The following is a 2,699-nucleotide window of genomic DNA, read 5'->3' on the forward strand; positions in this document are numbered from 1 at the left end:
GGCGCCTCGTCCTCGTGGTAGGCGTCGACCAAAAACGCCATGAACGACCGCGTCAGCCCCGCCGCCGGCTCGATCACATAAGGCACATACCGGGTGTCGGTAACCTGATCGTAGAAGGACAGGTCAACACCGGAATGCTTTGCGTGCGTGGATAAGTCGAAATCGGTCCGATTGGCTACACCCTCCAGTTCGCCCCACGGGTTGCCGGCAAAGCCGAACTTGTACTCGATGTCGACCGTGCGATCGGAGTAGTGCGACAACTTGTCCTTGGGGTGCTCATACAACCGCAGGTTCTCCGGATCGATGCCCAGGTCGACGTACCAGGCCAACCTGCTATCGATCCAATACTGGTGTGCCACTCGGTAGCGGTCGCGGGCTCGACGAAGAACTCCATCTCCATCTGCTCGAACTCGGTCCACCGGCCGGGCTCACCGGTTTCCGGATCCCGAATGTCGGCGAGACCGTTGGGCGGCGGACGCCGCGACCGTGAGATGTCTAGATCAGCTTAGACGTTCACCTCAGAACGGGATGGGGTCCATGTCCACGATGGGAATAGGGGTCGTGTCGAGAATAGTCAGCGGGTCAAAAACAGACATCTCACCGACGCCTGGCGTCACCGAATCGGAGATGGCAGAGGTGGTGTTAACGAAATTACTGCTGTCACCAAAATATTGAGCCATCTGGTCAAGAAAACTATAACCGAAGGTCTGTTCTCCACCGGGAAGCGTAACGAAAGACGTCGTGACGGTAGGGCCGCTGAAATCCGGCGTGATAATGCCTGTTGTTTCGTTAACCGTATCGAAGTAATTAGTTGTGATCTTAATAATCTCCTCTGTGGGGCCAAGGCCGATTGTCACCGTGTTCGTATCCGTACCGCCATACATATCGATGTCGTCGGCGTTCGCAGTGGTCGCGAGCCCGACGGCGGCGAGAGTTGCGGCAGCCGCACCCAGGCCGGCCACCAAACCGCGGCAGATGATCGTGTTACTCATTACGTGCCCCCTATCTATTGTGCAGATGATGAATTCTAAGCTCTGTCTCAGGAAGCAGTCAATAATCTCTAGTGAATCTCAGCAATCCTAAATAGAACTCTCAGCATAATCATTTCTAAACCGAAAGAAATCATAATAATTATGCTCCTAAATCATTCGGCAGCGTCACAATATGCATGTGTGACCCGCGCCTGGCCATCGCGCGCTTGCCCAGGTCACCGACGCAGATCACGATTATCGAGCCGGCTCAGGCCTTGGGTCCAACGCTGATCACGTGAGTGCCCGATCGCACTCAGGCAATCCTCAGGGCCCTTCGACTGGCTAACTGTGTGCTCCGGCAGAGAGCCCATCAGCTTGGCGATCGCGCCTTCGCCGCCGCGAGCTGTAGCCGACGCGAGGCGCGGCGCCCGGCTCCAGCACCGGCGCGCGGGTCGCCGGCGCAACGATTGTGATCGGCGCTTCAGCGTCTCCCGGACTTTCGAGAAGCGTCAGAACGCCTACGCGCGTCTAGCAGACGAATTAACACGGTCGCCAAATCTTCGTTAGCGATTAATTCACGAAGCCTGCGACCGGCGATCATCGCGGAAAAAAATCGGCAGGGCTGTCACATAGTTCGCGGCGCTAAAATGTGCAGATGGTACGGGAGCGAGGTACCGACCACATTGATGATGTGGGCGTCCTGCTGTCCCAACTGGGCTATCACGCCACCGCACTGATCGCCGAACAGCTGTCGCCTATCGGGTTGGCCCCGGCCCACGCCGGGATGATGCGTGCCATTGCGGCACAGCCCGGTCAAAGCCAACAGACCCTCGCCGCTAACCTCGGCGTCGCCGCCAGCCGACTGGTGGGCTACATCGACTACCTCGAGAAGCGTGGCTACGTCGAGCGTCGCCGCCGCCACGCTGACCGCCGCGTGTACGCCCTCCACCTCACCGAAGCGGGAGAGGAGCTGATGGGCAGGATTTCCGAGCTGTTCCACCAGCGCGAGTCCCGGCTCCTCTCCGAGCTGGAGCCCGAAGAACGCGACAAGCTGTGCGACCTTCTCGCCAGGCTGGCGCAGCAGGAGGGCTTGAGGCCGCTTGCCCACCCCGCTTACCGCAACTTGGGTGGGACCACATCATTCGGGTGAACCCGACAACAGGTGCGCCCAGCCGACTCCTCGTGTATCAGCAGCCCTTGAGCTTGGCCGCCAAATAGTCGGCCACACCGTCGATGGCCACCCGGTCCTGCGTGCCGGAGGCTGACCGGCGCCGAGCAGATCAATACGGTCGGCTATCCGACGACGTGGGAGACTAATCGAAGCTGGTAATCGACCGCGACGACCTCTACGACAACTGCCAACGCGGTTACGAGGTCAACTAAGACCACGAGCTGGCCAAGCTGGACGGCCCGGTCGACCCCGACGAGTGGTGACCGCGCAGACCGTCAACGCCTACTAAAACCCATGAAAGGCGTTAACGCCGCCCCTGCGCCGGGCAGACGGCAAAGCGGTATTAGCCGGGCGAGCCGGGTGAGCCATGTGCGCCGGCTGTTGCGGTGCCACCGTTGCCGAGCGCTTCGGCCGTCCCGCCTGCGCCACCGGCCCCGCCATCACCGCCGACGGCGCCGCCGTCACCGCCGTTACCGCCGTTACCGCCGCCCCCGATCACACCGTCGTCATTGGCCATCCCCACCGCGCCGGCCCCGCCGACACCGCCATTACCACCA

The 2,699-nt window shown here is 60.9% G+C and carries 3 protein-coding genes and 2 pseudogenes; 2 read left to right on the forward strand and 3 right to left on the reverse strand.

The features are described from left to right. Positions 1-475 (reverse strand): annotated as a pseudogene (locus WAN71_RS28715) (glycine--tRNA ligase); the annotation flags it as partial. 43 nt (positions 476-518) lie between these two features. Continuing rightward, positions 519-992 carry a hypothetical protein gene (locus WAN71_RS28720; protein WP_422228576.1) on the reverse strand — a complete coding sequence of 158 codons (474 nt, stop codon included), beginning with the start codon at positions 990-992 and terminating at the stop codon, positions 519-521. 634 nt (positions 993-1,626) lie between these two features. Between WAN71_RS28720 and WAN71_RS28725 the strand changes: the two genes are divergently transcribed. Further along, the gene (locus WAN71_RS28725; protein WP_422228577.1) at positions 1,627-2,121 is read left to right on the forward strand and encodes a MarR family winged helix-turn-helix transcriptional regulator; all 495 of its coding nucleotides are present in this window, start codon (positions 1,627-1,629) and stop codon (positions 2,119-2,121) included. Positions 2,122-2,259: 138 nt separating this feature from the next. Then, positions 2,260-2,351, forward strand: a pseudogene (locus tag WAN71_RS28730) (hypothetical protein); the annotation flags it as partial. A gap of 134 nt (positions 2,352-2,485) precedes the next feature. Here the strand turns inward: WAN71_RS28730 and WAN71_RS28735 are convergent. Beyond that, the coding region (locus WAN71_RS28735) for a hypothetical protein (RefSeq protein ID WP_422228578.1) at positions 2,486-2,699 on the reverse strand (214 nt) is incomplete at its 5' end.

The sequence above is a fragment of the Mycobacterium sp. genome (genome assembly GCF_049280035.1).
Taxonomy (GTDB): Bacteria; Actinomycetota; Actinomycetes; order Mycobacteriales; family Mycobacteriaceae; genus Mycobacterium.